Source organism: Marinomonas profundimaris (genome assembly GCF_000508165.1).
Classification (GTDB): domain Bacteria; phylum Pseudomonadota; class Gammaproteobacteria; order Pseudomonadales; family Marinomonadaceae; genus Marinomonas; species Marinomonas profundimaris.
Map to the genome: position 1 here is coordinate 1 of NZ_AYOZ01000010.1, position 23,785 is coordinate 23,785.

At 45.9% G+C, this 23,785-nt stretch carries 22 protein-coding genes; 4 read left to right on the top strand and 18 right to left on the bottom strand.

Features of this window, described 5'->3' with window-relative positions:
* Nucleotides 1–196: 196 nt before the first annotated feature.
* From ispH to murJ, 6 genes are all read right to left on the bottom strand, one after another.
* Nucleotides 197–1,147 carry a 4-hydroxy-3-methylbut-2-enyl diphosphate reductase gene (gene ispH, locus D104_RS25515; RefSeq protein ID WP_024023484.1) on the bottom strand — a complete coding sequence of 317 codons (951 nt, stop codon included), beginning with the start codon at nucleotides 1,145–1,147 and terminating at the stop codon, nucleotides 197–199.
* Entirely contained in the window at nucleotides 1,144–1,575 is a 432-nt protein-coding gene (locus tag D104_RS25520; RefSeq protein WP_024023485.1) for an FKBP-type peptidyl-prolyl cis-trans isomerase, read from the bottom strand. Before D104_RS25520 ends, ispH begins: the two co-directional genes overlap by 4 nt.
* Complete coding sequence (gene lspA, locus D104_RS25525) at nucleotides 1,572–2,063, bottom strand: signal peptidase II (protein WP_235075908.1); 492 nt, start codon at nucleotides 2,061–2,063, stop codon at nucleotides 1,572–1,574. Before lspA ends, D104_RS25520 begins: the two co-directional genes overlap by 4 nt.
* A 14-nt stretch (nucleotides 2,064–2,077) precedes the next feature.
* Complete coding sequence (gene ileS, locus D104_RS25530; protein ID WP_024023487.1) at nucleotides 2,078–4,900, bottom strand: isoleucine--tRNA ligase; 2,823 nt, start codon at nucleotides 4,898–4,900, stop codon at nucleotides 2,078–2,080.
* Between the two features lie 27 nt (nucleotides 4,901–4,927).
* A complete protein-coding gene (gene ribF, locus D104_RS25535; RefSeq protein ID WP_024023488.1) occupies nucleotides 4,928–5,863 on the bottom strand; it encodes a bifunctional riboflavin kinase/FAD synthetase in 936 nt (311 codons plus the stop codon).
* Nucleotides 5,864–6,001: 138 nt separating this feature from the next.
* Nucleotides 6,002–7,570 (bottom strand): murein biosynthesis integral membrane protein MurJ, encoded by a 1,569-nt coding sequence (gene murJ, locus D104_RS25540; RefSeq protein ID WP_024023489.1) that lies wholly within the window; start codon nucleotides 7,568–7,570, stop codon nucleotides 6,002–6,004.
* A gap of 230 nt (nucleotides 7,571–7,800) precedes the next feature.
* On the opposite strand from murJ, the gene rpsT reads away from it, so the two are divergent.
* Entirely contained in the window at nucleotides 7,801–8,064 is a 264-nt protein-coding gene (gene rpsT / locus D104_RS25545; protein WP_024023490.1) for a 30S ribosomal protein S20, read from the top strand.
* 68 nt (nucleotides 8,065–8,132) lie between these two features.
* Here rpsT and D104_RS25550 read toward each other — a convergent pair whose 3' ends face one another.
* The 5 genes from D104_RS25550 to rplU all read right to left on the bottom strand — a co-directional run bounded on the left by D104_RS25550 (nucleotide 8,133) and on the right by rplU (nucleotide 11,560).
* The gene (locus D104_RS25550) at nucleotides 8,133–8,495 is read right to left on the bottom strand and encodes a diacylglycerol kinase (protein ID WP_024023491.1); all 363 of its coding nucleotides are present in this window, start codon (nucleotides 8,493–8,495) and stop codon (nucleotides 8,133–8,135) included.
* 17 nt (nucleotides 8,496–8,512) lie between these two features.
* Nucleotides 8,513–9,637: a glutamate 5-kinase gene (gene proB, locus D104_RS25555; RefSeq protein WP_024023492.1), complete on the bottom strand. Its 1,125-nt coding sequence runs from the start codon at nucleotides 9,635–9,637 to the stop codon at nucleotides 8,513–8,515.
* 26 nt (nucleotides 9,638–9,663) lie between these two features.
* Nucleotides 9,664–10,854 (bottom strand): Obg family GTPase CgtA, encoded by a 1,191-nt coding sequence (gene cgtA / locus D104_RS25560; protein WP_024023493.1) that lies wholly within the window; start codon nucleotides 10,852–10,854, stop codon nucleotides 9,664–9,666.
* 108 nt (nucleotides 10,855–10,962) lie between these two features.
* Nucleotides 10,963–11,220, bottom strand: a complete 258-nt coding sequence (gene rpmA / locus D104_RS25565) for a 50S ribosomal protein L27 (RefSeq protein WP_012071897.1) — start codon at nucleotides 11,218–11,220, stop codon at nucleotides 10,963–10,965.
* A gap of 31 nt (nucleotides 11,221–11,251) precedes the next feature.
* Entirely contained in the window at nucleotides 11,252–11,560 is a 309-nt protein-coding gene (gene rplU / locus D104_RS25570; protein ID WP_012071898.1) for a 50S ribosomal protein L21, read from the bottom strand.
* 284 nt (nucleotides 11,561–11,844) lie between these two features.
* On the opposite strand from rplU, the gene ispB reads away from it, so the two are divergent.
* Nucleotides 11,845–12,825 carry an octaprenyl diphosphate synthase gene (gene ispB / locus D104_RS25575; RefSeq protein ID WP_024023494.1) on the top strand — a complete coding sequence of 327 codons (981 nt, stop codon included), beginning with the start codon at nucleotides 11,845–11,847 and terminating at the stop codon, nucleotides 12,823–12,825.
* Between the two features lie 44 nt (nucleotides 12,826–12,869).
* Here the strand turns inward: ispB and D104_RS25580 are convergent, their stop codons facing one another.
* Complete coding sequence (locus D104_RS25580) at nucleotides 12,870–13,766, bottom strand: alpha/beta fold hydrolase (RefSeq protein WP_024023495.1); 897 nt, start codon at nucleotides 13,764–13,766, stop codon at nucleotides 12,870–12,872.
* 287 nt (nucleotides 13,767–14,053) lie between these two features.
* Between D104_RS25580 and fabA the strand changes: the two genes are divergently transcribed.
* Both fabA and fabB read left to right on the top strand, forming a co-directional pair.
* Nucleotides 14,054–14,569 (top strand): bifunctional 3-hydroxydecanoyl-ACP dehydratase/trans-2-decenoyl-ACP isomerase, encoded by a 516-nt coding sequence (gene fabA / locus D104_RS25585; RefSeq protein WP_024023496.1) that lies wholly within the window; start codon nucleotides 14,054–14,056, stop codon nucleotides 14,567–14,569.
* Nucleotides 14,570–14,595: 26 nt separating this feature from the next.
* Entirely contained in the window at nucleotides 14,596–15,810 is a 1,215-nt protein-coding gene (gene fabB / locus D104_RS25590) for a beta-ketoacyl-ACP synthase I (RefSeq protein WP_024023497.1), read from the top strand.
* A gap of 68 nt (nucleotides 15,811–15,878) precedes the next feature.
* On the opposite strand, the gene D104_RS25595 is transcribed toward fabB, so the two are convergent.
* The 6 genes from D104_RS25595 to D104_RS25620 form a co-directional block, all read right to left on the bottom strand.
* Nucleotides 15,879–16,631: a lysophospholipid acyltransferase family protein gene (locus D104_RS25595; protein WP_024023498.1), complete on the bottom strand. Its 753-nt coding sequence runs from the start codon at nucleotides 16,629–16,631 to the stop codon at nucleotides 15,879–15,881.
* Nucleotides 16,632–16,651: 20 nt separating this feature from the next.
* A complete protein-coding gene (locus tag D104_RS25600) occupies nucleotides 16,652–17,758 on the bottom strand; it encodes a 1-acyl-sn-glycerol-3-phosphate acyltransferase (RefSeq protein WP_024023499.1) in 1,107 nt (368 codons plus the stop codon).
* A 50-nt stretch (nucleotides 17,759–17,808) separates the two neighbouring features.
* A complete protein-coding gene (locus D104_RS25605; RefSeq protein ID WP_024023500.1) occupies nucleotides 17,809–20,730 on the bottom strand; it encodes an insulinase family protein in 2,922 nt (973 codons plus the stop codon).
* Between the two features lie 169 nt (nucleotides 20,731–20,899).
* A complete protein-coding gene (gene smrA / locus D104_RS25610; RefSeq protein ID WP_024023501.1) occupies nucleotides 20,900–21,481 on the bottom strand; it encodes a DNA endonuclease SmrA in 582 nt (193 codons plus the stop codon).
* Nucleotides 21,482–21,590: 109 nt separating this feature from the next.
* The gene (ssb, locus tag D104_RS25615; RefSeq protein WP_024023502.1) at nucleotides 21,591–22,316 is read right to left on the bottom strand and encodes a single-stranded DNA-binding protein; all 726 of its coding nucleotides are present in this window, start codon (nucleotides 22,314–22,316) and stop codon (nucleotides 21,591–21,593) included.
* 39 nt (nucleotides 22,317–22,355) lie between these two features.
* Nucleotides 22,356–23,714, bottom strand: coding sequence for an MFS transporter (locus tag D104_RS25620; RefSeq protein WP_024023503.1), 1,359 nt, complete (start codon nucleotides 23,712–23,714; stop codon nucleotides 22,356–22,358).
* Nucleotides 23,715–23,785 lie beyond the last annotated feature (71 nt).

Below are 23,785 nucleotides of genomic sequence, written 5' to 3' on the forward strand. Positions count from 1 at the left end.
AATTATCTGATTATCTATTTTAAAGAGCGCGCTAACAAAACATGGCCCCTTCAATTAAGAAGTTAACCTGAACATCGTCTTCGTTGTTGTGACGCGTTGTCCGTGTCAGCGAGGGCGTATATTAAGGATCTACAGATTTTGTGCAACCCCTTTTTTACAATTATTTAAATTATTTATACAAAAGAGGCTTTCTGGATTAGAGTTCAATAATTCGAAGTTCTTTCGGCATAGAGAAAGAAACGTTTTCTTCTCGGCCTTTCAACTCTTGAGGAACACTTCCTCCTTCAGCAATAAGACGAGCAATCACCTCATTTACCAACACTTCAGGCGCTGATGCCCCAGCAGTAACACCAACACTGGTCACACCTTGCAACCAATCAGGATCAATCTCACTCGCATTGTCTATAAGGAAGGCTTGTGCACCCATGCGCTCAGCAAGTTCTTTAAGGCGGTTTGAGTTAGAGCTATTAACAGAACCAACCACTAAAACAAGTTGAGACTCTTCCGCTAACGTTTTCACTGCGTCTTGTCGATTCTGTGTTGCATAACAAATATCGTCTTTTTTAGGTCCACGAATCATCGGATAATGCTGACGAAGTGTGTCAATAACAACCGATGTGTCATCCATGGATAAGGTTGTTTGCGTTACAAACGCAAGACGCTCTGGATTTTTAATCGGAAGGTTAACAACATTTTCAGGATGCTCGACTAAATAAATAGCACCGCCTTGACGATCATCGTATTGTCCCATGGTTCCTTCCACTTCTGGGTGCCCGTCATGGCCGATTAAAATGCACTCCATCCCATCACGAGAATAACGTAGCACTTCCAAATGCACTTTTGTAACCAATGGACAAGTCGCATCAAACACTTTTAAGCCACGATTCGTCGCCTCGTCACGCACAGCTTTGGAAACACCGTGCGCACTAAAAATCACAATGTTGTCATCTGGCACCTGGTCTAGCTCATCAACAAAGACCGCACCGCGCGCTTTTAGGGACTCAACAACAAACTTGTTATGAACCACTTCATGGCGAACATAAATAGGCGCTTCAAACAAGTCCAAGCAACGATTTACAATATCGATCGCTCTATCGACGCCAGCACAAAAACCGCGAGGGTTGGCAAGTTGAATCGCGAAACTCATGCAGCCGCCTCAATAGCGACAATCTGCACCTTAAAAGTCAGAGAGCGACCCGCTAGAGGATGATTGAAATCCACCAGCACTTCTTTTTCACCAATATCAGCGATAACACCGGGCAATTCGTTTTTACTCATATCCGCAAATGAAACTACCATACCTTCCTCTAAATCCATCGAGAACTGAGAGCGAGGCATGCGCTGAACGTTGCTTTCATTATGAGCACCGAACGCCTTCTCTGGCGACATAACATAAGATGCCTCTTCACCAGCGGACATACCCAAAAGCGCAAGTTCAAAATCAGGTAACAAACTGCCATCACCAAACACAAAACTCGCTGGCGCTTGCTCGAAGTTAGAGTCGACGATTTGACCATCTTCAAGGGACAACTCGAAGTGCAATGTCACTCGGCTATCTTTTTTAACTACATTCACTCTTTCACATCCTCTTGCTTCTTTGTTACCACACTTTCCAGCAACATCAGAATCACACCAATCGTGATCGCGCTGTCTGCAACATTAAAGGCGGGAAAATACCACGCCTGCTGCCAATGGAATTGAAGAAAATCAACAACATGCCCATACACCAACCGATCGTATAAATTCCCGATTGCACCACCAAGCACAAAACTTAATGCGAGCGCTTCAAGTCGATTCGTATTGGCTATTTTCACAAGGCGCCAACTAATACCAACCACCACCGCCAACGCAATAAACGAAAAGAACCAACGCTGCCAACCACCAGCCTGCGCTAAGAAACTAAACGCAGCCCCAGTATTGTATCGAAGCGTCAGATCAAAAAATGGCAATACGGCAATTTCCTGACCATAAAACAAGTTCGTCTCAATCGCTTGTTTGGTCACCCAATCCAATACAAATAAAATGAGAGCCAGCGCCCACCAGCGCTGAACTCGTTTCAACATGATGAATGTCGTCATTAAGCGTAAAGGCGCTGCTCACCTTCTCCGTCTGGAAGGTTAGAAATACAACGATCACACAATTCAGGATGCGCCTCTCGCTTGCCTACTTCTTCACGGTGATGCCAACAACGCACACATTTCGTATTTTTACTCAATTCGACATGCACTTTAAGGCCATCAAGATCCGTAGAAACGGCGGTATCGTCTGCGTCAGACAAAGGCAGAACTTTAACGTCTGAGGCAATCAAAACAAAACGCAACTCTTCACCCAAACGATTTAACGTCGCTTGCAAAGCCTCATCACAATAAAGCGTAATTTCTGCACTCAAGCTGGCTTTCATTTTGCCTTCGCTACGCGCTGCTTCGATCACTTTGTTTGTTGCAACTTTCGCCTCTAACACTTGCTTCCAGAATTCACGACCCATTGGCTCGTCGCCTCTTAGTTCCGCAAGCCCTTCATACCAAGTCGACAAGAACACAGACTCACTGCGATCACCTGGAAGCGCTTGCCAAATCTCATCTGCAGTAAAACTCAAAATTGGCGAGATCCAACGAGTAAAGGCTTCCATAACATGATACAACGCCGTTTGCGCAGAGCGGCGCGCCAAACTGTCTTCTTGCGTTGTGTATTGACGGTCTTTGATTACGTCAAGATAGAAACCACCTAAATCAACAGAACAGAAGTTCTGGATTTTTTGATTCACTGTATGGAACTGATATTCGTTATACGCTGAATCTAGGTCTTTCTGAAGCAAGGCGGCACGATCGACAATCCAACGATCCAACGCAATCATCTCGTTTGCTGGCACCATGTGCTTCACAGGATCAAAACCGTTCAAGTTGGCCATCATGAAGCGAGCGGTATTACGAATACGACGATACGAATCCGCAACACGTTTTAGAATTTCATCAGACACTGTCATTTCAGTCGTGTAATCCGTTGCCGCTACCCACAGACGAATGATGTCCGCGCCCAAGGTGTCCATCACTTTTTGTGGCGATAAAACATTACCCAAAGACTTAGACATCTTGCGACCATCACCATCTACGGTGAAACCGTGAGTAAGTACTTGCTTATAAGGCGGCACACCACGGATCGCGATGGACGTTTTAAGCGAAGACTGGAACCAACCACGATGCTGATCGGATCCTTCCAAGTACAAATCAGCGGGGAAGCTCAATTCATCACGCTGATCGATCACAGAATAATGCGTGACACCTGAATCGAACCACACATCCAACGTATCGGTAACCTTGCTGTATTTTTCCGCGTCCGCACCCAGTAATTCTTCGGCTTCCATTTCAAACCAAGCGTCGATGCCTTCGACTTCGATGCGCTTTGCTACCTCTTCGATCAAGCGAGGTGTTTCTGGATGAAGCTCTTGCGTTTCTTTGTTGATAAACAATGCGATCGGCACACCCCAAGTACGCTGACGAGACACACACCAGTCAGGGCTGTTATTCAACATCCCTTCCATGCGATTTTGTCCCCAGCTTGGCACCCATTTCACACCTTCAACGGCATTTTTTGCAGAATCCAACAAGCCTTCTTTGGTCATGCTGATAAACCATTGAGGTGTCGCACGGAAAATCAAAGGCGTTTTTGTACGCCAGCAATGCGGGTAACTGTGGAATATTTTCGATTCAAACACCAACGCACTGTTGCGATTAAGCGCTTCTAGAATCGCGCCATCGACTTTATAAACATGCAAACCGGCAAACTCGCCAGCCGCGTCAGAATAAACACCGTTATCCTGAACCAAATTAATGGTGCCTAAGCCGTTTTCACGGCCGACATTAAAGTCATCTACGCCATGATCTGGTGCGGTATGAACACAACCCGTACCCGCTTCGGTCGTAACGTGCTCGCCTAAGATCACAGGAATATCACGCTCTAAGAATGGGTGATTCAACACCGTACCATTCAAATCGGCGCCAACGGCACGACCAACAATACGGAAGTCTGCAACGCTATAGCGCGCCATCACACCTTCAACCATGTCTTCGGCAACGATTAAACGCTCTTTGCCCAAGCCCATATCAACTTCGACCAAGGCATAGTTAAATTCAGGGTGAACCGATACCGCCTGACTTGCTGGCAATGTCCATGGCGTGGTTGTCCAAATCACAACAGACACTTTACCTTCGCCTTCCACATCAGAAAACTTCGCCAACAATGCCGCTTCGTCTTGTGGTGCATAACGCACATCCAAAGACAAAGACGTTTTATCTTGGTATTCCACTTCTGCTTCAGCCAGTGCAGAACCACCCACAACACTCCAGTAAACGGGCTTAAAACCTTTAACTAGGTGGCCATTTTTTGCGATTTTCCCTAAGGCGCGAACAATGTTCGCTTCCGTTTGGAAATTCATCGTGAGATATGGATTTTCCCAATCGCCCATTACACCAAGACGGATAAAGTCTTTTTTCTGTTCTTCGATTTGCGTATAAGCGTATTCGCGGCATTTAGCGCGGAACTCTTTATAAGACACCTTCGTGCCCGCTTTACCAATCAACTGCTCAACCTTGTGTTCGATTGGCAATCCATGACAATCCCAACCAGGAATGTAAGGCGCATCAAAGCCACTGACCGTTTTTGATTTAACAATAATATCTTTGAGGATTTTGTTAACCGCATGACCAATGTGAATGCTGCCATTTGCGTACGGAGGGCCGTCATGAAGAATAAACGTCTTTCGGCCTTTGCTTACATCACGTACTTTTTGGTACAGATCCATATCCTGCCAATGCTTAAGCATTGCAGGTTCACGTTTTGCCAAATCTCCACGCATTGGGAAATCAGTGTTTGGCAAATTCAGAGTCGGTTTATAATCACTCATGGTTTATCGATTTATCCTCAAAGATCATCAGTTCACTGATTGGACAAAGAAACGTAACGCCTCTTCTTTGTCACATTGAATTTGTTTTTCCAGCGCTTCTAAGCCGGCCATTTTTCGCTCTGCCCTAATAAAATGACAGAAAGTCACCTGTACATATTGATCGTACAAGTCACCATTAAAATCGAACAAATGCACTTCCAATATCGGCGTTTTACCCTGTACCGTTGGACGAACACCTATATTTGCAACGCCATTATGAGAAACGCCATTCACCATAAATGTCACCGCGTACACGCCAGAAAGCGCAGACTTGATACCTTTCAGATGAACATTGGCGGTTGGAAAACCCAATTTTCGACCAAGCTGCTGCCCATGAATCACTCGACCACTCAAGGTTACCGAGTGCCCCATATTGTCCTGTGCTGCAACGACGTCACCACGCTCTAGCGCATTTCTCACTAACGTACTGCTGACGCGTTCGCCAGCAAAATTCATAACGGATGGCGTATTCTCAACATCAAAATCATGACCGAGACCAAACGTTTGCAAGTAATCAAAGTCACCTTGGCGATCACAACCAAAACGAAAATCATCACCAACCACCAAATGCTTTACAGACAATCCCTCTAACAAAATGTACTGACAGAAATCTTGAGCCGTTAATTGCTGAAGCTTAGGGTTAAATGGCATGCAAAGCACATAATCTATCCCCTGCCCTTCCAGTAAACGTACCTTGTCTCGTAAACGACCGATTCGACCAGGTGCCGTTTCAGGCGCAAAAAACTCTCTTGGCTGAGGTTCGAAAATCATAATCCCCGCTGGCGAATCGTACTGCTTAGCCAGCGCCTTGACACGCGCCAAAATAGCACTATGGCCTAAATGGACACCATCAAAGTTACCAATCGTCAGCACACATTCTTTATGCTTTGAACGGATATTATGAATACCGCGAATTAACTCCATAGAACCCCGTACAAAACAATTAAATCCAGCGTCGAAAAAATAACCGCGATTATATAGCAGTTACGAAGATGAAGGTAGGCCAGAACTTGCACAAGCCGTGCAATCTACACCTCAACAGAAAAAACGCACTTAAAACGCCTAATGCTTAAAAATAGAAGGCCGTAAACCCGCCGCAACAGCAACAGCGACATAAACAAACACACCACAAGCCACCACCAACGTCATACTACCAACTCGAGACAAATCGTCCATTTGAGTCCATTGCCACCCAAGCTGAGAAAACAGGTACAAACAGGCACCCAGCGCCAGTGTTGCGCTCGACAATATGCTCAGCAAACGCTTCCATTGAGTAGAGAACACATGATATTGCTTTTTATACAATCCCCGCCAAAGCAAGAAGGCATTTAAGCCAGCCGACAAACTTGTCGCCAAAGCCAGGCCGACATGACCAAGCGGCCACACCAAAATCAGATTAAGAACCATATTCGACACCATCGCGATAATGCCGATACGCACCGGCGTCCGCGTATCCTGTCTCGCATAATACCCAGGTGCCAACACTTTAATCAGCATCATAAACACCAACCCCAGTGAATACGCCTGCAAACTCTGCGCCGCCATTTGTACATCATTCACCGTCAACTCACCGCGATAGAAAATCGTCACGATCAAAGGCTCAGCCAACATAAAGAGAGCAATCGACGACGGAATCGCAATAAGCAATAAAATACGCAGCGCCCAATCCAACGTGTCAGAAAATTTGTTTGACTCGCCGCCAGAGAAACTCCGCGACAACGACGGCAAAATCACCGTACTGATGGCAATCGCAAAAATCCCCAAGGGCAACTCATACAAACGATCCGACAGATACAACCATGTAATACTGCCCGTTTGTAAAAACGACGCCAGCACGGTGTCCAAAAGCAAATTAATCTGACTCACCGACACACCAAATAACGCAGGACCGATTAACAGCAAAATACGCTTCACACCAGGATGACGAAAACCCAGCGTCGGCATCGGCAATAGTCGCAGCCTTGCCAAAAACGGCATCTGGAACATTAACTGTATCAAACCGGCAAAAAACACACCCCAAGCGACCGCCGTTTCCGCTTGCGCCGCCGAGCGAGCAAAAAACATCGTTGCGACAATCAGTGAAATATTCAGAAAAATAGGCGTGATGGCAGGAACGGCGTATTCACCATGCGCGTTTAAAATACCGCCGGCTAATGCCGTTAACGAAATAAACAATAGATAAGGAAAGGTAATGGTCAATAACTCCGCAGCCAGCGCAGACTGCTCACTGCCAGCCGAGAAACCCGGCGCAAAAACATACACAACCCAAGGCGCGCATAACATAAATACCGCAGTGAAAAACAACAACACCAATGCAAGCGACCCAGACACCGCAGCAACCAGTGCACGAACCTCCGCCTTCGACTCATTGACTCGGTAATCACTTAACACAGGGACAAACGCTTGAGCAAAAGCCCCTTCGGCAAACAATCGACGAAAAAAATTAGGGATTTTAAAAGCAACATAAAATGCGTCCGCACTGCCACTCGCTCCTAAAACATAAGCCAAAGCAGCATCCCTCACTAAACCCAAAATACGGGAAAGAAAGGTACAAGCAGAAACCAAGACACCAGAACGCAATAAAGACAAAGACTTACGCGCCTTGCCAGAGGTTGAATTTATTTCAGACATACAATTTCATGACGCACCCAATAAACATAGCCCCCAAGAATAACACCTGCCGACAGCGTAACGCAGCCAAATTAATAAACTCATTTGCCTATTAATTGTATAATAGGGTTGTGACAACGCCAAAAACTGGTAAAATCCGCCGCGAGATTTTAAAGTTTAAACTTGACATTAATTTCGTGACGCAGCAGAGTGCTGAGTCATTTCTTATTCAAAATTAAAGGAGCCAGACCGTGGCAAATTCCGCCGGTTCAAAAAAACGCGCGCGCCAAGCTATTAAAAGCCGCGCTCACAATGGTAGCCTTCGTTCAATGGTTCGCACATACTTGAAAAAAGTAGATGCAGCTATCGAATCAGGCAATCAAGCTGACGCACAAGCAGCTTACGTTCTAGCAACTTCTAAGCTAGACAAAGCCGCTGACAAAGGCCTATATCACAAAAACAAAGCAGCTCGTCATAAGAGCCGCTTGAGTGCTAAAATCAAAGCACTGGCCTAATACCTATAAAAAAACCGGCGCAGGCCGGTTTTTTTATATCTTTTTTAGTCAAACATTATTCAACGACACTAGCCCGACAAAATAACCAGCCACACAACCGCCGCAAAAATCAGCGCCAGCATAACCGCCGCAGACCCTAAATCCTTCGCTCGACCAGACAGTTCGTGATGCTCATGACTTATTCTATCAACAACCGCCTCAACACTTGAGTTAAGCGTTTCAACAATCAGCACCATGCCAACCGAAAAAATAAGCAACGCCCGCTCTAAACCGCTATCACCGAGCCAAATAGCAAAAGGCAAAGAAATCAAAAACAAGCACGCCTCTTGACGAAAAGCCGCTTCATGCTTCCATTGAGCTCGCAAACCTTGATACGAATACTTAGAAGCACTCAATACTCGATCTAAACCCACTTTACCCGGCTTTGCCATAACACCTTCTCACCTTATTAAATAATAACTAAATCATCACGATGGATTAATTCAGGCTCACCTTTATAGCCAAGGATATCACCAATACTAGACGATGGCTGACCAAGCAATTTGAGCGTTTCGGCCACACTGTAATTTACTAAACCGCGCGCCACTAAACCGCCCCGCTCATCCACACAAATAACCATATCACCACGAGAAAAAGTACCCTGCGCGTCTTTCACACCAACCGAAAGCAGGCTCGTTCCCTCCTTCCTTAAGGCCTTCACCGCACCATCATCCAAGATCAAAGCGCCGCGGCTCTTTAAATGACCCGCCAACCACTGCTTGCGAGCAGCCACTCGACCATGTTCCGGCTGCAACCACGAGCCCAATAGCTCACCTGATGCCACCCGAACAATAACATTGTCTTCACGCCCAGAGGCAATCAAGGTGTCCGCACCTGATCGTGCAGCAAGGCGTGCAGCGCGCACTTTCGTCAACATTCCACCGCTACCTAACACACCCGCACCACCACTCGCCATCGATTCAAGACGATCATCTGACGCAGAAATATAAGATATCAATGTTGCATCTTTATGATCTCGTGGGTTTTTATCAAACAAACCCTGCTGGTCTGTCAAAATAATCAACACATCTGCTTCCACCAAGTTTGCAACCAGCGCCCCTAGCGTATCGTTGTCGCCAAAACGAATTTCATCGGTTACAACGGTGTCATTCTCATTAATTATAGGTACAACACCAAAACCTAGTAGAGTTCTCAATGAAGATCGTGCGTTCAAGTAACGCCGACGATTGGATAAATCATCGTGTGTTAGTAGGATTTGCGCCGTACACAATCCATGCTTTTCAAAATGGGACTCATAGACACCCACCAACTCCATTTGACCCACTGCGGCCGCCGCCTGCAACTCATTAACCTGGGTGGGGCGAGAGGAAAAACCGAGGCGCTTCATACCTGCAGCAATAGAACCAGAAGACACCAAAACGACTTCTTTCCCTTGCGCTCGCAACTGAGCAATCTGAGCAACCCAAAGGCCAATTCGAGCAACATCCAACCCTTGGCCGTCGTTTGTCAGTAACGCGCTGCCAATTTTGACAACGATACGCTGCGCCTTCGCTATTTTCTCTCGCATTTCCATGATTCTACTGCTTCCCACCAATCAAACTAGCTGACGTATTCAACATCAACGTCATAATCATCTTCATCAAAGTCGTCATCATCCAGCAGCAGCCCTGCCTTACGACGTTTTTCACGCAATGACATAATACGATTTCGGCCTTCCTCATCAATCAAGGTACGCATGGCCTTTTCTTTCTCGCGCGCTTCCGGACTTTCTAACAATAACTCACGTTTTTCTTCCAAAGCCGTCATCAAATCCAAGCACAACACTTCTGTACCTTCCCCTGAAATTGCAGAGATTCGGTACGCCTTGCCTTCCCAGCCCAGCGCATCGATAACGCTTTGACAGCGTTCTTCCAACTCACCTTCTGGCACCATGTCTGTCTTATTCAACACCAACCAACGATCTCGCTCCGCCAAAGCTGGACTAAACTGATGCAATTCATTGACCGCAATCACAGCCGCTTCCGCTGGGGTAATTTCATCCCAAGGCGCCAAATCGACGATGTGTAACAAAATTCGGTTACGGACCAAGTGCTTCAAGAAACGAATACCAAGACCAGCACCTTCAGATGCGCCTTCGATAATTCCAGGAATATCGGCAATAACAAAACTTTGATGCTTTTTAACTTTTACCACACCTAGATTCGGCACCAGAGTTGTAAAAGGGTAGTCCGCCACTTTTGGCTTCGCAGAAGAAACAGAACGAATAAACGTCGACTTGCCCGCATTCGGCAGCCCAAGCAAACCAACATCTGCCAACACCTTCATTTCTAGCTTAAGCGTACGCTCTTCACCCACAGTCCCTTTCGTCGTCTGACGCGGCGCGCGGTTAGTGCTCGATTTAAATCGCGTATTCCCAAGACCATGATGCCCGCCTTGAGCGACTTTCAGCTTCTCACCATCACGAACAAGGTCGCCAAGCGTCTCACCGGTATCTTCATCTATTACCGTCGTACCAATTGGCACTTTAATCTCAAGGTCAGGCCCTTTCGATCCGGTCATGTCGCGACCTTGACCACCTTCACCACTTTCCGCGATGTACTTTTTCGTAAAACGAAAATCGATCAAGGTATTTAGCGCTTCGTCGGCCACCAGCACAACACTGCCGCCATTACCGCCATCGCCACCATCTGGGCCACCTTTAGCGACAAATTTCTCACGCCAAAAACTCAACGCTCCATTCCCGCCTTTACCCGCTCTTACGTAGATACTGGCTTCATCAACAAATTTCACAGTAACACCTCTTCGGTGGTTTAATCAGCTTCAACAAAACTGATTATAGAATTCTTCCAAAAAAAAAGCCCCGCGTCGCGGAGCTTTTTTTAAGTTTTTAGCAAGTAATTAAGCAGCTACGACAGAAACTGTACGACGCTTCAACTTACCTTTTACTTCAAACTTCACTTGGCCTTCAACAACAGCGAACAAAGTGTGATCTTTACCAATTTGAACACCAACACCAGGGTGGAACTGAGTGCCACGCTGACGTACAAGAATGTTACCTGGGATCACAACTTGACCACCAAAACGTTTGACACCTAATCGTTTCGACTCGGAATCGCGACCGTTACGAGTACTACCACCCGCCTTTTTATGAGCCATGACTTACTCCTTAAATTTGAATAGTTAGCGCTTAGTTAATACCAGTTATTTTCACTTCCGTGAACCACTGACGATGACCCATACGCTTCATAGAATGCTTACGACGACGGAATTTCAAGATTTTAACTTTATCTCCGCGACCATGAGCAACAACTTCAGCTGTTACTTTAGCGCCTTCTACAACTGGTGCACCAACTTTAACGTCGTCGCCATTGCATACAAGAAGAACGTCGTCGAACTGAATCGCGCCACCTTCTTCAACAGCTAATTTCTCAACCTTAAGGGTTTGGCCTTCTTCTACACGGTATTGCTTACCGCCAGTTTTGATCACTGCAAACATGTTCTTCTCCAATGAGATTTACCCGGCTACTGAAATTGAATTTGACCTACTTCTAGTGGCAATAAATTTTCGTCCTAATTAAGACAAAAACTCACCAACCATATGATAGGGAGCAAAATGTGGGTAAATCGGACGCGAGATTGTACAAAATCACACCACCCAATACAAGCTAAAAGCACTGTCTTTATACATTTTTCGTATTTTGGGTTGACCCTGACACAAGCCTTACCTAGCATGAGGCACACTTGCTGATCAGCTTGAGACTATTTAGCTTCGGAAATTGCATGCAACCTATACAAATACATGACGTTGTGGCCAATGAATTTGGCCAAGTGAACGAGTATATTGTGTCACAACTTAGTAGTGACATCCCTTTAATAGAACAAATTGGCTACTACATTATTAGCAACGGCGGAAAACGACTTCGCCCATTGCTCGTACTGTTGGCAGCAAGAGCCAGCGCAGAGCTTGACACAAGCAAGCTTGATCAAGCCATTCAAATGGCCACCATAATAGAATTCATCCATACCTCCACCCTGCTACACGATGACGTTGTTGACGAATCAGACATGCGCCGTGGCAAAAAAACCGCCAATGAAGAATGGGGTAATGCACCGAGTGTTTTGGTCGGCGACTTCCTTTATTCGCGCGCGTTCCAAATCATGGTCGATGTCGGGAGCATGCGATGCATGAGCATTTTGGCAAAAACCACCAACATCATTGCGGAAGGGGAAGTCCAGCAACTAATAAATTGCGGCGACCCTGACACAACGGAAGAAAGCTACCTAAAAGTCATCCAGTACAAAACAGCGAAGCTATTTGAAGGCGCCGCACTATGTGGTGCGGTCATTGCAGAGGCGAGCGCTGAACACCAAGAAGCCTTAAGACAATATGGCATGTACATTGGAACGGCCTTCCAGCTCATTGACGATGTAATGGACTACACCAGCACAGCTGAAGAGATGGGCAAAAGTGTGGGCGACGACCTTGCAGAAGGCAAGCCTACTTTACCGCTGATTTATACCATGAAACACGGTCAAAAAGACGCCATTGAGAGAGTAAGGCAAGCCATCCTAACCGGCGGACTAGAACAACTAGACACCATAATCAATGACGTGCAGAGCTGTGGCGCCATTGAGTACACACAACAAAAAGCACAAGAACAAGCCGACCTGGCCATCGATGTCATTGCAACACTACCAGACTCCGACTACAAAACGGCCTTGATTGCACTGGCAAACGCTTCCGTAAAACGCCGTAACTAACCCTTCTTATAAAACCAAACACAGGCCGTAATATGTGTTTGGTTTTATGCACTTTCCGCCAATACATTCATCAACGCTTGTGCCGCCAGCGTGGAGTTTTGCTGCATGAAACAATGCCCTCCTCCCACTTCAACGACTCGAATATTGGGATTACGCTTCGCCGCAAGCTGATACGCCTCTTTAAAATAGTCAAACGTGTCCTTGCCTTGAATAATCGTGGTTGGCACAGACACCTTCGCGAGAGCCCTCCAAAGTCCTTTCGGATAACTTGAAAATATAGCGGCCTCCATCCATGGCGGACAGCCAAGTTGATAATGCCCCTCCCCATCTCGCTTAATGGATGAGTTAATATAATCCTCAAGACACGCATCTTCCCAACCTTTAAACGTGCCTCTCTCATAGAAACTTTTTCTAACTTGTGCCTCGCTTTCCCATTGAGTTCGACGTCGACGAGCCTGCTTAACCAAAGGAATCTGACTTTTCAATCCCGCCAGCTTCACGCCACGCATCATCCACAACAGCCGAGGAGGAAACAGCGCAGGATCTAATAAAACCAAACGAGAAAAAAGAGACGGGGTTTGCTCACTCATTAATGCGGTCATGCAACCGCCAAAGCTGTGACCAACCCCGATCAGTTCAGTGTTTGGCAAATAACTTCGCTGCGAATTTAAGGATTCCGTAAAACGTGAAGCCGTGGCATTCCAACCGATAAAATGCTCGCCAGCAGTTGAATCTCCATGCCCTGCCGCATCTTGCATAACCAAATTGTAGCCTGCAAGCTTATCCAAAAAACACTGATAGGTTTTCACAGAAAAACCATTACCATGAAGAAAGTGTATCGTTGGTTGATGCGGTTCAATTGGCCCTAAATAACCCTGTATATGACCCTCACCTACCTGATGCTGCCACGCCGTTAAATTGTTATTTTTCTTCATGTTCATAAAGACTCTCAAACCGACAAGATATTACCAAAACAAATATCCTAACAGAAAAAACCAAGCGCGAAAGTAATAACAAACCTTACTCACAACACCCTCTTTCTTCCTGTTTTCTTGAAATAACACAAGAATGATCATTTTTCATGCAGGTTATTTGGTTTTTTTCCGCTCAAACATTCATATTAAGTTTCCAAACCGATATAATCAGCTAGATTTTATACTGCAAACTGGACCACATTAATCCACCTGACCATTTTGAGTCATCGGTTGGATGTGGATATAGGATTACAATGACTACAGCTTCATCTTTTGAAAAAGACGAACTATTAAAATGCGGCCACGGAGAAATGTTTGGTGCAGGTAATGCCCAACTTCCTGTCGGCAATATGCTAATGATGGATCGCATAACACACATCTCAACTGACGGCGGGGAACATGGCAAAGGCGAAATTATTGCTGAGCTAGACATCAACCCTGATCTTTGGTTTTTTGCATGCCACTTCCCTGGCGATCCAGTTATGCCTGGCTGCCTTGGCTTAGATGCTATGTGGCAACTCGTTGGCTTTTTCCTAGGCTGGAAAGGCAACAAAGGTCGCGGTCGCGCACTGGGTTCCGGCGAAGTGAAATTTACGGGGCAGATTTTGCCAACCGCTAAAAAAGTCACCTTCCATATTCAACTTAAGCGCGTTATTGAACGCAAGTTGGTTATGGGTATTGCAGACGGAAGCGTAAAAGTTGATGGTCGTGAAATTTACACCGCAAAAGATTTGCGTGTTGGCTTATTCACTTCAACTGAAAACTTCTAAAGATTAAGAATGAAAGAGGCACATTTATGCGTCGTGTAGTAGTAACAGGTCTTGGCATTGTCAGCTGCCTAGGTAATGACAAAGAGAGCGTTCTAAACTCCTTGCGTGAAGGTAAATCTGGTATCCGTTTCGCAGAAGATTACAAAGAACACGGATTTCGTAGCCACATTTGTGGTCGCATTGATTTAGACGCAAGCAACATTGATCGCAAAGTTCGTCGCTTTATGGGCGACGCGGCGACTTACGCTTACGTATCCATGCAACAAGCAATTACAGACTCAGGCCTAACTGAAGAGCAAGTCTCTAACGTACGCACTGGTCTCGTTGCGGGTTCAGGTGGTGCATCTGCTCAAAATCTAGTAGAAGCAGCGGACACTTTACGCGAAAAAGGCGTTAAACGCGTAGGTCCATACCGTGTCACTCAAACTATGGGCAGTACGGTTTCAGCTTGTTTAGCAACACCTTTTAAAATCAAAGGCGTTAACTATTCAATCACATCTGCCTGCTCAACCAGCGCTCACTGTATTGGTAATGCCATGGAGCTAATCCAACTTGGCAAGCAAGACATTGTCTTTGCTGGCGGCGGCGAAGAAGAAAGCTGGACTCAAACGTGTATGTTTGATGCGATGGGCGCTCTGTCTTCTAAGTACAACGAAACACCAGAAAAAGCGTCTCGTGCTTACGATGCAAACCGTGATGGTTTCGTTATCGCTGGCGGCGGCGGCATGTTGGTAATTGAAGAACTAGAACACGCCAAAGCTCGTGGTGCAAAAATCTACGCTGAATTGGTAGGTTATGGCGCGACATCCGATGGCTACGACATGGTTGCTCCTTCTGGTGAAGGCGCAGTGCGTTGTATGCAGATGGCAATGAGCACAATCGATGGCGATATTGATTACATCAATACCCACGGTACAAGTACGCCTGCTGGTGACATGAAAGAACTTCAAGCCGTTAACGAAACCTTTGGTGAGAATATCCCATTGATTAGCTCTACGAAGTCTTTGTCTGGTCACTCTTTGGGTGCAGCTGGTGTACACGAAGCCGTTTACTGCTTGCTAATGATGGAAAATAACTTCATCGCGGCATCAGCAAATGTGGATGACCTTGATCCGGCAGCGGGTAATATTCCTGTTGTGACAACTCGTAAAGACAACGCTGATCTTAACTTGATCATGTCTAACAGCTTTGGTTTTGGCGGAACAAACGCCAGCTTAGTATTCAAAAAATACCAAGCGTAAATTCCTCGCTCACAAAAAAGCCGCTTTCATTATTATGGAAGCGGCTTTTTTATGTCTATTTTTTAGCTCTATTCCAAAAATGAATTTCCCTTTGGCAGCTTAGCCATTTCAGCACGCATCCAAACGTCCATTTCTTCATGCAATGCCGATGTTTTCTTCCCTTCAGACTCAATAACCGGGCCGATCACGACTCGAATCGAGCCAGGGAATTTGCGCCAGCGCTTGCCAGGCCAAACATAGCCTGCATTATGAACAACAGGAAGAATAGGCACGCCTGCAGACGTTGCCAACATCGCCGCCCCTTTGTTAAAGGCTTGCTCTTTGTTTGGCGCGATTCTGGTCCCTTCAGGAAAAATTAGCACAGAACGTCCATCTTCTAAACGCTCCTTTCCTTGGCTGATAATTTGCTTGAGCGCATTAGTACGTTGAGAACGGTCAATGGCGATGGGCTGAACCATACGCAACCCCCAACCAAAGAAAGGCACCGACAATAGTTCTTTCTTCAACACAGTGGAAACAGGCGCCATCAGCACTTGAAGCACATACGTCTCCCATTCGCTCTGATGGTTTGCCACCAGGACGAAAGGACGGTCTTTATTGATATGCTCTCGACCAACAATCTCGACTTTCACACCACAAACAATACGGAATACAAACAGTAGCCCTTTGTTATGCAGATTCAGTACAGGCTGACGGTACGCTTTCGGTAACAACACCGTTGCGAAAGGCGCAAGCGCTCCAAATAGTATGGTAGAAACCGCATAATAGATAAAAAATACGACTGAGCCGACCCACGACTTTAATGACTCCCACACACTCATTGACGCCTTACTCCTTAAGGTTATTTATTCAGATATTTTTGCTGCTGCTTTAATGGATTAGCGTACATAGCCAACACCGTCTCCCTAAGATTGTCAGGGCAGCGCTCAAGATAACTCGAGAAAGCACTGTCCGTTGAAGAACCGCCTTGCTGTAACGCTAACGCCGCTTCATTCGTTGAATGAATCGCATAATTGGTAATGATTTGACGATCGACTTCAGCTACGAATTCTTCTGGTGTTTCAAAACCGTCTGCAATCACATCACCAAAGGTCACAACCACCTTACCTTTCTGACCAACGATTCCATTCTTGATGCTGTCTATGTCTTCAAACTCTGCTTTTTCATAAGCGCCGGTTGTCGATTTTTGATGTAACTCACGGGCCTTATCAAAGGCGCAAGGATCGTATTCATAAGAAATCGAAACAGGCACGACTTTCAAATTTGCCATGGCCTCAGAAAAGGGTTTTTTCTCTTTTTTCTGACTCATAAAGAACATTTTAATAATGGCTGGATCTGTTTGATCCAAACCATCTTTTGCACGCCCTTCTTTTTGAGCAATCCAAATATTGCACTGATCCTTCACCAAAGAATGTGTGATGTAGCTTGATAGCTGACCAAAAGCCGCCATCATTTCTCGAATTCCATTCGCAGAACGCTTCACAATAAAACTTTTGTTCAGTCGCATCAGGTCCGACACAAAAGGACGGCGCAATAAGTTATCGCCTATCGCAATTCGCACGGTATTCAAACCAGCCAAATACAAACCATAATTGACGAAGGCTGGGTCCATCGCAATGTCTCTATGATTCGATAGAAACAAGTAACCCGTTCCTTTGTCCAATTTTTCAATACCACGATATTCCACATTGGACGTCGTGGTTTTAATCATTCGCTCCATGTAGTTCGCAACAATCGATTGAAAATCATGCACATTTGAAATTTTTGCAATTTGACGCTTTAAAGCAAACTTCACACCAAACACCAACGGCGCTCGTAAGAACGTAGGCCACTTGGCAAATCGAAAACCAATGATCGTATTAATAAAATCCGGTGTTTCAACCAGGTTATGTAGCACCTCAACGACCTCTTCATCGTTGTAGGGGCGGATATCGTGAAACTGATCCATTTAATTTTCCGTCAGTAAAATGTTATGCATTTTATTATAAAAATATCGAATTATAGAGATTGAATATCAAACCCTAACATTTCTAATTCTGCTCGTTTTGACGTGGACGTTACCACGGCGGTATTTTCATTTTCTTTGGTTAAATACGTCTTAGTTACCTGCTTCAATTGGTCAATGGTCACTGCCAATATTTTGGCTCGAAACGCTTCACGATACGCCAAACTACGACCATGCAGATAAACATAAAAATCGCTTTGCGCTTCACCCGCTGGCGACCCTGGTTTATCCATAGAGCCAATTACACCCAAAATGGCTTCTTCAAGCGCGTCGTCTGTGTGTGTTTCGTTTAACATCCATTCAATAGAGGCATCGAAATCCGCCAAGGTTTCCGTCAAGCGCGGATCACGATAAGAATAGAATCGGAACGACCCAGTGCTGCCATCAAAGCTTGCACCACCGCCGTAAGCACCACCTTGCTCTCGAATCACTCGATGCAAGAAACCGTTGCGAAGGAAGCCGCCCAATACAGTCAATGCCGCAACATCAGGGTGATCTCCAAATGCCGTACGGAACGCTTTACTGCAAAAGCTCACCTGAGTGGACGTCAACCAAGCAACATTTACTTTAGAATCCGTAGGCACCAAAGCAAACTTCGTCACTGCACTGCCCACCGGTAGGTTGGCAAAAATTGCCTGAACATCCGCCAAAATACTCGCTTCATGCTGAGGCTCTGCGACCAAGAGAAGCTGTTTATTCGCCAACAGCAGCTTTGCATGCAAACGTTTAAACACCGCCAATACAGTATCAACGGTCTCGCTGTCCGCCTTCATGGCATCATCTAGTGCAATGGCTGCACGAATCCCCGACATGCCACCCCATTTTTCTTGTTGCGCCGCCAAACCTGATAGCGCACTCGATGCCGCTGTCATTGCCAGTGAATGACCCTGCCCAGTAATGGATTGCTCACGGCGAGCACGACGCTGCGCGACCAACTCTTTGACACGACTTGTTTCGTCGAAGTGTACATTCAACATGGTGTCTTTTAATAATTCGCTCATGGCTTTTACATTCGGCACCAAGGCTTTGGACGACAATATAAAGTAGCCATTCAATGCTTGGCGATCTTCAATCGTCGCTCGAATGGAATTAGACGCTCCCAAACCACCACACACTTGAGCTTGACGCTCTTGAACCGTCAAATAATCTTCTTCACCTATACCCAGCTCCGTCATCATCGAAGAGAACAAAGGCAAATATTCAATTTCTTCTTCGTCCAGCGCCGGTAAATCAATCACCAATTGCTGGTACACCAAACCGTTCGTCCCTTGAGGGTAGAAGGTAACAGGCAAATCACCCGCTATTTTTGCTTTCTCATATTCAGGCAAACGCGCAGGCACATCTTCTAAGCCCACTTTTGGCAAAATACTCATATCATCAACTTGTGACTGACGCGCTTTCAGTGCCGCGCTACGAGCCACAATGTCTGCTTTATCTTCGTCGGACAACGCCGCTTTGATCTTACTTAATCGATCGGTTTCGGCCTGATTACGACGCGCTTCTAATGCATCATCAGGGCTCAATGTGATGGAAACTCGATGAGCGTTCGACAACAGTAACGTTTCGATCAGATTGGGAATGTATTGCGCATCACGTACTTTTTCGCGCATCGCATCAATCACCGGATCCAAATCCAGCTGAGCAATTACATCACCATCGTGCACAGCGGTCGACAATCCCGCTAAGATCAACTGCAAACCATATGGGTAGCTACCGCCACCCACTTCTCGTTGACTCAATTCCAATTGGTGCAACATGGCGTCTACGGACTCTTGTGGCACGCCATTTTTTGCGATCTCTTCTAGCGTGGTAATAATCAACGCTTCTACTTTGGCAGCGTCGTCACGTTTCACACCTTCCAAACCACACATAAAACTCATTTCTTTATTGCTGTCTTCCAGACCGCACAAAGGGGACGGCGCACGGCCAAGATCACTATTTTCTAAGACTCTAAGCAAAGGTGAAGCACTGTTGTCGAGCAACACACTCGATAACAGTTGCGCTTCAAATTGCTGATTCAAATCGGTGCTTTCTCCCAGCAACCAGCCAACCACGACGTGACTGCCATCTTCTTTTACTTCATCCGCCGCGTAGCCTTCTTCGACTCGAACCGGAGAAAAATAACGTTTCACGTTTGGCACACTCACCTGCTCTTCTAGGCGCTCAAAACGACTTAATACTTTCGCTTCAAACTCAGCTTGTAGTGTCTCAGCAGGAATATCACCAAATGTCATAAACACGGCGTTAGAAGGATGGTAATGCGTGCGATAAAACGCCAATAAATCTTGATACGATAAATCAGGAATGTCCGTTGGCTCGCCACCTGAATTGAAATGATACGTGTTATTTGGAAACAAGTACTTCGTCAACGTTTGCCACAATACAGACGTCGTCGAACTCATGGCGCCTTTCATCTCATTGAACACAACACCTTTGAACGTCAAGTCTGACTCGGAATTTTCAGGCTCAGCAAACTCTAAACGATGGCCTTCTTGAGAAAAGTCCATCTCATCCAAGCGGGAAAAGAACACCGCGTCTAAATACACATCCAACAGGTTATGGAAGTCTTTCTTATTCTTGCTAGCAAACGGGTAAGCGGTCCAATCAGACGACGTAAACGCGTTCATGAAAGTATTCAGCGAACGACGAATCATCATAAAGAAAGGGTCACGAACGGGAAAACGCTCAGAACCACACAATACCGTGTGCTCAAGAATGTGCGCCACACCACAAGAATCCGTCGGAATGGTTTTTAAGCCGACTAAAAATACGTTTTCATCATTCTCTGATGCAATATGAAAGTGCTTGGCACCCGTTACGGTGTGCTCAAACTCCTGAACAGTCACGTTAAGAGCGTCGATAAATTCACTGCGAAGAAATGTAAATGCAGGATGATGCGCGGTGCGGTTTGCCATTCTCTACCTCGATAGGATTTTGAATACGATGATTACAATGTTTTGGGGCAGCTTGGATACATTCAAGACAACATAAGTCCAAGACAGCAAAGTGGCGAAATTATAGCAAAAAACTGCCATTTACTGCACGAAATAACGTGAACGCTTTCCTTTCAGGTCCAATACAACACTAGCGCTTTTGATGTTTTTCCCAATCGTCTAAACGGGCTTTTTCTGTTTTCTTGAACAGCACATAAACTGCACCCAGACCACCGTGGTGTCGCTGCGCGCTGTGAAATGCCATCACCACGTCGAGATCTCTAAGCCATTTATTAATATAGCTTTTAATCATGGCCTGATTTTCTGGCTCAGGTGTTCGATCGCCTTTTCCATGCACGATGATTGCCACTCGAATATCATTACGCATACAATCATCCGCGAATTGATACACTTGCTCGCGAGCTTGAGCCACCGTATGACGATGCAAATCTAAACGTGCCTCGATTCCATATTTCCCTTGTCTTAAACGTTTAAAAACACCATCTTGGACACCGGAACGCTTATATTCAAGCACATCGTTCGGCTCCACTTTCTCAACGAAATCATGTGACAAGTGGTTTCTGTCTGCTTCTTGAGCGATCGAGGCGGCCTGTTTACGAACGTAAAAATCCACCTGTGGACCTTTTTTCCGCAGATATACTTCGCCTTTTTTAAGCGGCTTAATACCCGCTACTTCTTGCGCAAACAAAGACGCTTCATCTTCGTCACTCACCGCCCATACCTCATGAATTCATCGGCTTTTCAGCCTCTATATATAACAATAAAGGCCCCTAAACAGGAGCCTTTAAGCTTAAAATCAACCATTTTAGATTACACGTAATCTAGAACGGGATGTCATCATCAAAGTCATCAAAATTTGGCGCTTGCTGAGGCTTTGGCTCTGGGGCTTTTGGCGCTGCGGCACGCTGAGGTGCAGCTTGCTGAGGCGCGCGCTGTTGTGGAGCGGCTTGAGCAGGTGCTTGCTGAGGTGCGTTGCCCCAACTTCCAAAAGATTGTGGCGCAGCTTGTTGTGGCGCGGCTTGCTGTGGTGCCTGTCCATAACCGCCAGCTTGAGGCTGATTAAATCCCTGAGGCGCTTGCTGTGGCGCTTGGCCGTAACCACCTTGCTGAGGTGTCTGTTGTGGTGCTTGTCCGTACCCACCTTGCCCGCCTGCTGGAGCCGCGTCGTATCCGCCCTGTTGGCCTGCATTACCACCATCACCACGACCGTCTAATAACTGCATTTCGTTCGCAACGATTTCTGTGGTGTAACGCTTAACGCCGTCTTTTTCCCATTCACGAGTACGCAATGAGCCTTCAACGTACACTTTCGAGCCTTTCTTAATAAAATCGCCCGCGATCTGACCAAGACGGAAGTTACCACGATCCATAAAGGCAACACGGTGCCATTCTGTACGCTCTTGCATTTGACCCGTTTGCTTGTCACGCCAGCTTTCAGACGTCGCAAGGTTAACGTTTGCAACCGCTGCGCCAGATGGCATAAAACGCACTTCGGCATCATTGCCTGCGTTACCAATCAAGATTACTTTGTTTATTCCACGCGCCATGACGTTGTTCTCCAGCTTAAAAGTTCAATATATGTTTTTTTAAAGAATCACTTGTGGTGCAAGACGCATCAAGGTGTCTTTGTCTAATAATTTCTTATCGATTTTAAGATAAGCTGTTTGCTCATCTTTGAAGATTTGCATACCTTCCACTCCTTGGATTTTAGAAAGTTGATCCGCCAACTTCGTTATTTCATCTGCTGTCATATTGGGCAAGCTAAACGCCAAGCTGCTCAATTGAGGCGGTGCAGGTTGTGCCAAACCAACTAAAGACCAAGCCAGAAACACCACACCAACGACCCAAAAAACACCGCTGTTCGAATGATGCTGTAGCAGCCAACCACCTCCGACACCGCCCAAAAAAGAGCCCATGAATTGATGCGTCGAAAATACACCCATTGCCGTACCACGATAACCAACAGGAGCCAATTTACTGACCAGTGAGGGCAATGTAGCTTCTAAAGAATTAAAGCCTACAAAATACACCCATAGCAAGAGGCCAAAAACCCAAAGATAAGGCGCCCATTGTAATAATATTGAGCTCAAACCCAATAAAACAATCACAGTAACGAGCACGCCTTTCATTTTGCCTTTTGACTCAGCAACAATGACCAATGGTAACATACCTACAAACGCAAAACCCATGACGGCTAAGTATAACCAACTGTGCTGAGACAGTGCTAAACCATACTGATGAATCAATAATCCGGGCACAGTAACAAACAGTGCCGTTAAACTGCCATGCAACAGCAATACACTGACATTCAAGAAACGTAATTTTGAATCTTTTAGCACCAACCCCAGCGCCAATAGACTCGGTGTCGTGTCACGGCGAAAAGTATGCTGAACACTATTGGGAACCGCAAAAACAATCAGCACGATGCCCACTAAAGACAACACAAAAGAGAGATAAAAAAGCCCTGAAAGACCGACCAAATCAAAAACCCAAGGCCCCAGCACCAAGGACAACATAAACGATGCACCAATACTAATGCCGACAATTGCCATGGCTTTGGTGCGATTTTGCTCTCTTGTTACATCACTTAATAATGCCATTAAAGTACTCGCAATGGCGCCAGCACCCTGCACCGCACGACCAATGATGAGCACATTAATGTCATTGGCATTTGCACAAATTAAGCTACCAGTCGCAAACAACAAAAGGCCGATGACAATCACACGCTTCCGACCTATTTTATCGGACCACATTCCCATCGGGATTTGCAAGCTTGCTTGTGTGAGCCCATAAATACCAATCGCTGTTCCAATTAATGCAGCGTCTGCGCCTGTTAAACCATCTGCCGCAACACTTATTACTGGCATGATAAGAAATAAGCCCAGCATTCTAAATAAATAGATCATGGCTAAAGCAAGGACAGAACGACGTTCGAGTAGATCCATAAGGAAGTTACAACCGCTTAACTTAGGGGTTAAGAAAAAAAGATGGCCATTTTACAAAAAATACCGTTGAA

Coding starts and splice junctions, on each gene's coding strand:
- rplU (WP_012071898.1), bottom strand. CDS start 11,560: ATGTTTGCAGTGATCAAAACTGGCGGTAAGCAATACCGTGTAGAAGAA.
- D104_RS25595 (WP_024023498.1), bottom strand. CDS start 16,631: ATGAGTGTGTGGGAGTCATTAAAGTCGTGGGTCGGCTCAGTCGTATTT.
- D104_RS25550 (WP_024023491.1), bottom strand. CDS start 8,495: ATGGCAAAGCCGGGTAAAGTGGGTTTAGATCGAGTATTGAGTGCTTCT.
- ispH (WP_024023484.1), bottom strand. CDS start 1,147: ATGAGTTTCGCGATTCAACTTGCCAACCCTCGCGGTTTTTGTGCTGGC.
- D104_RS25605 (WP_024023500.1), bottom strand. CDS start 20,730: ATGGCAAACCGCACCGCGCATCATCCTGCATTTACATTTCTTCGCAGT.
- fabA (WP_024023496.1), top strand. CDS start 14,054: ATGACTACAGCTTCATCTTTTGAAAAAGACGAACTATTAAAATGCGGC.
- ribF (WP_024023488.1), bottom strand. CDS start 5,863: ATGGAGTTAATTCGCGGTATTCATAATATCCGTTCAAAGCATAAAGAA.
- ssb (WP_024023502.1), bottom strand. CDS start 22,316: ATGGCGCGTGGAATAAACAAAGTAATCTTGATTGGTAACGCAGGCAAT.
- fabB (WP_024023497.1), top strand. CDS start 14,596: ATGCGTCGTGTAGTAGTAACAGGTCTTGGCATTGTCAGCTGCCTAGGT.
- ileS (WP_024023487.1), bottom strand. CDS start 4,900: ATGAGTGATTATAAACCGACTCTGAATTTGCCAAACACTGATTTCCCA.
- proB (WP_024023492.1), bottom strand. CDS start 9,637: ATGGAAATGCGAGAGAAAATAGCGAAGGCGCAGCGTATCGTTGTCAAA.
- rpmA (WP_012071897.1), bottom strand. CDS start 11,220: ATGGCTCATAAAAAGGCGGGTGGTAGTACTCGTAACGGTCGCGATTCC.
- D104_RS25600 (WP_024023499.1), bottom strand. CDS start 17,758: ATGGATCAGTTTCACGATATCCGCCCCTACAACGATGAAGAGGTCGTT.
- D104_RS25620 (WP_024023503.1), bottom strand. CDS start 23,714: ATGGATCTACTCGAACGTCGTTCTGTCCTTGCTTTAGCCATGATCTAT.
- murJ (WP_024023489.1), bottom strand. CDS start 7,570: ATGTCTGAAATAAATTCAACCTCTGGCAAGGCGCGTAAGTCTTTGTCT.
- ispB (WP_024023494.1), top strand. CDS start 11,845: ATGCAACCTATACAAATACATGACGTTGTGGCCAATGAATTTGGCCAA.
- lspA (WP_235075908.1), bottom strand. CDS start 2,063: ATGTTGAAACGAGTTCAGCGCTGGTGGGCGCTGGCTCTCATTTTATTT.
- D104_RS25580 (WP_024023495.1), bottom strand. CDS start 13,766: ATGAACATGAAGAAAAATAACAATTTAACGGCGTGGCAGCATCAGGTA.